Source organism: Acinetobacter sp. YH12208 (genome assembly GCF_013418055.1).
Lineage (GTDB): Bacteria > Pseudomonadota > Gammaproteobacteria > Pseudomonadales > Moraxellaceae > Acinetobacter > Acinetobacter pseudolwoffii.
In genome coordinates, this window is sequence record NZ_VPCT01000036.1 from 1 (window position 1) to 5859 (window position 5859).

Sequence of the window (5859 nt, forward strand, 5' to 3'; positions counted from 1 at the left end):
GATGTTGAACACGCAGTTCTTTCATATTGGTAAATTTAGACTCATACACAGTATCTACTAAAGGACGGCCTAAACTCGGTCCCTGCTGCTGTAGAACAACCAGGGCAGCTAGGACCTTCTCTTGTGTAGGTTCATCTTGCTGTTCAAGCCGGCTTTGTTGCATAAAGGTTTGAAAGGCTGATTTCCCTTAAGCTACTCAAATTTAAGAGACAACTTGGGTATGAGGGCGACCTAATTCTGTGAATTTATTCAAAACTGCCATGCGTGCATGGATCTCATTCACCTGACTTGGAAAACTCCGCGCTGTTAATTTATCGCCTAATAATTTGATGCAATGCATCTTGGTTTCAACCAAACTTCGACGGTGATAACCAGACCACTTTTTCCAAAGCGATCTGCCTAGCCGTTTGACTGTCTTTAATAATTCATTCCGCTCTATAGACCTCGCTTGCTGATCCTTCCAAGGCTTTGCATTCTTTCTAGGTGGAATGATCGCATGTGCATCTCGATCTAAAATGACTTGTCGGCAGTGCTTTGTGTCATAAGCACCATCTGTATAAACAGAATCAATTGGTTCATCCAAGGGAATTTGAGCAAGTAAATCTTCGAGTACTTGAGAATCACTGACATTATTTGTGGTGAGTTGTACTGCACGTATTTGCAGGGTTTTAGCATCCATAGCAATGTGAAGCTTACGCCATTGGCGACGATATTCAGCCCCATGTTTCTTGCGTTTCCATTCACCTTCACCAAGAAACTTCAAACCAGTAGAGTCTACGAGTAGATGCAGTCCATCACTACTTTTTTGATAGCTAATCGCAATATCAATATGCTTTTGTCTACGACAAAGGGTGGAATAATCCGGAGCTGTCCAATCTAATCCGGAGAGTTTAATCAGACTTTGAACAAAACCTGTGACCATACGTAAAGAGAGTCGGAATAGTAATTTGATCATTGAGCAGCATTGAATCGCTGTATCGGAGTAGGTTTGATTTCGACCTTGCTTGCCTTGTGATTGTGCATACCACTGAGTCTTTGGATCAAACCAAATGGAAATATTACCTCGGTTAATTAAGGCTCGGTTATAGGATGACCAATTGGTTGTACGGTAGATTTTAGAGGCAGGCTTATTCATTTTGAAATTATATTGCTGAATAAGCTTTTGATGCTAGGTTTGTGCAACAAAGCCAGTAAGCCTGAATAGTTCTGCTAAAAATTGCTCACTATAATGGGTCAGGAAGCTTTCTTTTCATTTATCTATCGGGACACAGTACTGGTCATAAAACAGCCATAACAAGGGTTATGAGATCATTCCTCCAATGACCATATTTGCTAGTAGGCGCTGTATTTCTTTCTCCAATTTCAATACCTTCCTAACTCATTAGAAAATTTTTGAGCACCATGACATCAATTTTTTCCAGTTTTATCGTTGCAAAAATGAAATGCTGCGTCGCTTAAACGGCCTTCACCTCTGTTTTTATTTACATTAACTTACAATAGTGAGAATGATTAACATTCATTATCCCGTTAAGCTTTAGCTCTATTTTACTCTCAATAGTTTGATTCATGATCAAATTATGATCTTCATTAAGTAAAAAGATCACTGCATAGTGATGCGCTTTTTTATATTTATATCGCCTGATTCCTGATGAAAATTCCATGAAAAAATTCCGCTATCTGCTGATCCTACTCCTGCTCTGTGCAGGATTATCTTTGTCAGTCGGTGTCGGAGATATGAGCTGGCAGGGTCTATTACAAGGTCAGGCACATGACTGGCAACTGTTCTGGACCAGCCGTTTCCCACGTTTGATGGCCATATTGATTGCCGGTGCGGGGCTGAGTGTTTGCGGCCTGATCATGCAGACCTTGAGCCGCAATCGCTTTGTCTCCCCGACCACAGCCGGATTATATGACTGTGCCCGTCTCGGGGTACTGGTTTCAATTATTCTGCTGCCAACTGCATCGATTTTTCTAAAAACTGGTTTTGCGATTGTAGTCACCCTGCTCGGGGCAATGGGCTTTATGGCGATTTTATCGCGGCTGAAACATCGGGATACTGTATTTGTGCCACTGGTCGGCATGATCTTCGGCAGTATTATTTCTGCCTTTACCACCTTTATTGCCCTGCAAATGGATCTGCTACAGAGCCTTGCCGGCTGGTTACAGGGAGATTTTTCCACCATTTTAAACGGGCAATATGAACTGATCTATCTCAGTGTACCGCTGTTTTTGATCATTTACCTATTTGCCCAGCGTTTTTTATTGGCTGGCCTGGGACAGGATTTTGCTTCTAATCTGGGGCTGAATTATCACCAGACCTTATTTATCGGCCTGATTCTAGTGTCGATCATTACCGGCGTTGTCGTGATTACTGTCGGTGCGATTCCCTTCTTGGGCCTGATTGTACCGAATATTGTCAGCTTGTATCTGGGCGATAATCTAAGTAAAACCTTGGCACCGACGGCTTTACTGGGTGCCTTGCTGGTGCTCATCTGTGATGTTATCGGCCGTATTTTGATCTATCCTTATGAAATCCCGATCAGTCTGATTATGGGGGTATTTGGCAGCGTGATTTTCCTGTGGCTGTTACTACGGAGTTATCGTCATGTCTAATTCGGCCAAATTAGTGCTGCTGAGCTGTGCGGTATTGGCCAGTCTGCTGCTGTATCTCTGCTGGGATCTGGGTCCGGCATGGCGCTATTCACTCGGTCTGCGTTTTAAAACGGTATGCGGCATAGTGGTTGCCGGCACGGCGGTGGGAATTTCAACCCTTATTTTCCACAGTATCGTCAATAACCGGGTGGTTACCCCACAGGCGCTGGGACTCGACAAACTGTATGAGCTGTCCAAAAACCTGATTATTTATATTTTTGGTGCCAGCGCCCTGCTGTCACTGAATATTGTGGCTGATTATTTTATTTCACTGGCGCTGATGCTGGCCTTTGCCCTGCTGCTTTATCATTTTATTTTCAAAAAAGTGGCGGAAAAGAATATCTATTTCCTACTGCTGGTCGGACTGATCTGTGCCACCTTATTTGACAGTATGGCCACCTATATTCAGGTACTGCTCGATCCGGATGAGTTTCAGGTCGCCGCCTATGCCGGCTTTGCCAGCTTCAATTTCGTTAGAGTCGAACCGCTGATCCTGTCGACGCTGACCATTCTGCCAATCCTGATCTATTGTCTGCTAAAGGTGCGGATTTTTGATGTCATGGCACTGGGCCGCGATCATGCGCTCAATCTGGGACTCAATTATGATCGCGAGAGCCGTATCTCGCTGATTCTGGTGGTGCTGGCTCTGGCTTCAGCTACGGCTTTGGCCGGTCCGATGATGTTCCTCGGTCTCTTGGTTCTGAATATCAGTCTGGAAATTTTTAAAACCCATCGCCATCAGATTCTGCTTCCCGGCATGATCCTGGTTTCGTTACTGGTCCTGTTGATCGGGCAGTTTATTGTGCTGCATCTACTGAATTTGCGCACTACGCTCAGTGTCATCATTAACTTTGTCGGCGGACTCTACTTTTTTTGGATCTTATTGAAGGACAATAAAAAATGGCAATTGTCTTAGAACATATCAGCAAGCATTATCATGAGAAAACCGTGGTCAGGCAGGTGTCTCTCGACATCGGTGAAGGACAGTTCACAGCCTTTATTGGGCCGAACGGTGCCGGTAAAAGTACCCTGCTCGGCATCATGAGCCGGCTGATGAACCCGGATGCGGGTCAGGTGATGCTGGACGGGGAAAATTTGCAACAGATGAAAAATGCCGAGATTGCCAAGAAAATGGCGATTTTAAAACAGGCCAACCATACCGAATTGCGTCTTTCGGTTGAAGATCTGGTGGCATTTGGACGCTTTCCCTATTCACATGGCCATCTGACTGCTCAGGATCATCAGATGATTGACCAGTCCATTCAATATATGGAACTGGAGCCGATGCGACACCAGCAACTGAGTGAACTGTCAGGTGGACAACGCCAGCGTGCTTATATTGCCATGGTATTAGCGCAGGACACCAAATATATCCTGCTGGATGAGCCGCTCAATAATCTGGACATGAAACATTCAGCCCAGATCATGCGGGTGCTTAAGGACCTGTGCGTCAATCATGGTAAATCCATCATTGTGGTGATTCACGATATCAATTTTGCTTCGGTCTATGCCAACCAGATCATTGCCATGAAACACGGTGAGCTGGTCTATCAGGGCACACCGCAGCAGATCATGCATGAAGATATTCTGCAGGATATTTTCGATTTTCATATTCCGATTCAGCAAATCCAGCAACATCAGCTGGGCCTGTATTTTATTAGTTAGGAGACATCCATGCAATTCAAAACCAGCGTATCTGTACTGCTTGTCACCGGTCTTTTGGCCGCATGCAGTCCGACGGATGCACCTTCTGGCCAGAACACGACATCTGAAATGCAGCAGTTCGAGAGTCAGGCCGGTAAAATCAGTATTCCCAAAGAATTAAGCCGGATCACGGTGCTGGATACGAACTCCTTAAATACCATCCATACTTTGGGCGGCAGTGATAAAGTGGTGGCGCTGCCGCAAGGCACTCCGTTACCGGCAGCGCTGCAGCAGTTTAATAACAAGAGCTATATCGATGTCGGTACAGCGAAGGAACCCAATCTGGAAAAAATTGCCGAAAGCCAGCCGCAGCTCATTTTAATGAGTGGACGCATGGAAAACTTGATGGGCCAGATTCAGGGGATTGCCCCGGTGTATTTCAATCAGGTGGATTATCGCGACCGTTTTAATTCTTTCAGCCAGCATACCTTGAATATTGCGGATATGCTGGGCAAACGTGCTGAAGCCGAGCAGCAGCTGGCTACGCTGTCTAAAGACATCGATGCCCTGCAGGAAAAAACCAAGGATAAAACTGCCTTGGTGATTCTGGTCAATAACAACAAACTCTCTGCCTATGGGGTCGGTTCACGTTTTGGCCTGATTCATGACCTGTACGGTTTCCAGCCAGCCGACCCAAGTATCAAGGTGGGGACGCATGGCATGTCGGTATCGCATGAATTTATCGCCGAAAAGAATCCGGACTACCTGTTTGTGATTGACCGCAGTGCGGCGATTACCGAAGGTGACGGGGGTGCACGCAAGGTACTGGACAATAATCTAGTCAGACAGACCAAGGCGGCTAAAAACGATCATATTGTTTTTCTGGATTCTAGCACCTGGTATTTGATCAACGACAGTCTGGGCGGCATGCAAGCCATGCTCAAAGAAGTAGAGGCAGTGGTAAAATAATTTCCAATGCTGAAAAGACCGAAAGGCTCATCTCTTTGTGTGATAACGCATGAATAAATGAGTTCAAAATAGGTAGCTGAAAATAGACTGGTCGTGGTGATTTTAAAGTTGTCTCTCCTGATTTTAGTCATTGAGCTGAAGTAGAGGTGGCAGAAAACCGTTGAACTGAGACGCTTATCAGTATTTATCTGACGGCACTGTTGCAAATAACCACGAATGGTAAGCTGAAGACTGTTTTAGCTAAAGGTGCAGCATATGAATCCTTTCCATGGTCGGCATTTTCAGGGCGAAATCATTCTTTGGGCTGTGCGCTGGTATTGTAAATATGGCATTAGCTATCGTGAACTGCAGGAAATGCTGGCCGAACGGGGTGTGAATGTTGATCACACGACTATTTACCGTTGGGTTCAACGTTATGCTCCTGAAATAGAAAAACGTTTACGCTGGTATTGGCGTAATCCTACAGATCTGAGCTCGTGGCATATTGATGAAACCTATGTAAAAGTGAATGGACGATGGTCTTATCTGTATCGTGCAGTCGATCAACGTGGCGATACCATTGATTTTTATCTTTCTTCTAGACGTAATACCAAA

Annotated in this window: 6 protein-coding genes and 1 pseudogene; 5 read left to right on the forward strand and 2 right to left on the reverse strand. The window is 45.1% G+C overall.

The window, feature by feature from the left end; genetic code table 11:
* Together FTU95_RS14580 and FTU95_RS14585 are read right to left on the reverse strand one after the other, a co-directional pair.
* On the reverse strand, positions 1 to 163 hold a 163-nt coding region (locus FTU95_RS14580; protein ID WP_180078861.1), incomplete at its 3' end, for a type II toxin-antitoxin system RelE/ParE family toxin.
* A 39-nt stretch (positions 164 to 202) separates the two neighbouring features.
* Positions 203 to 1135, reverse strand: coding sequence for an IS5 family transposase (locus FTU95_RS14585; RefSeq protein WP_180073018.1), 933 nt, complete (start codon positions 1133 to 1135; stop codon positions 203 to 205).
* Between the two features lie 524 nt (positions 1136 to 1659).
* Between FTU95_RS14585 and FTU95_RS14590 the strand changes: the two genes are divergently transcribed.
* From FTU95_RS14590 to FTU95_RS14610, 5 genes and pseudogenes are all read left to right on the forward strand, one after another.
* Positions 1660 to 2613, forward strand: a complete 954-nt coding sequence (locus FTU95_RS14590; protein WP_005096088.1) for an ABC transporter permease — start codon at positions 1660 to 1662, stop codon at positions 2611 to 2613.
* Positions 2606 to 3568: an iron chelate uptake ABC transporter family permease subunit gene (locus FTU95_RS14595; RefSeq protein ID WP_005096087.1), complete on the forward strand. Its 963-nt coding sequence runs from the start codon at positions 2606 to 2608 to the stop codon at positions 3566 to 3568. The genes FTU95_RS14590 and FTU95_RS14595 overlap by 8 nt, the downstream gene beginning before the upstream one ends.
* Positions 3553 to 4317, forward strand: coding sequence for an ABC transporter ATP-binding protein (locus tag FTU95_RS14600; RefSeq protein ID WP_100329936.1), 765 nt, complete (start codon positions 3553 to 3555; stop codon positions 4315 to 4317). Before FTU95_RS14595 ends, FTU95_RS14600 begins: the two co-directional genes overlap by 16 nt.
* A 9-nt stretch (positions 4318 to 4326) precedes the next feature.
* The gene (locus FTU95_RS14605) at positions 4327 to 5265 is read left to right on the forward strand and encodes a siderophore ABC transporter substrate-binding protein (protein ID WP_104510428.1); all 939 of its coding nucleotides are present in this window, start codon (positions 4327 to 4329) and stop codon (positions 5263 to 5265) included.
* A gap of 255 nt (positions 5266 to 5520) precedes the next feature.
* Positions 5521 to 5859 (forward strand): annotated as a pseudogene (locus FTU95_RS14610) (IS6-like element IS1006 family transposase); the annotation flags it as partial.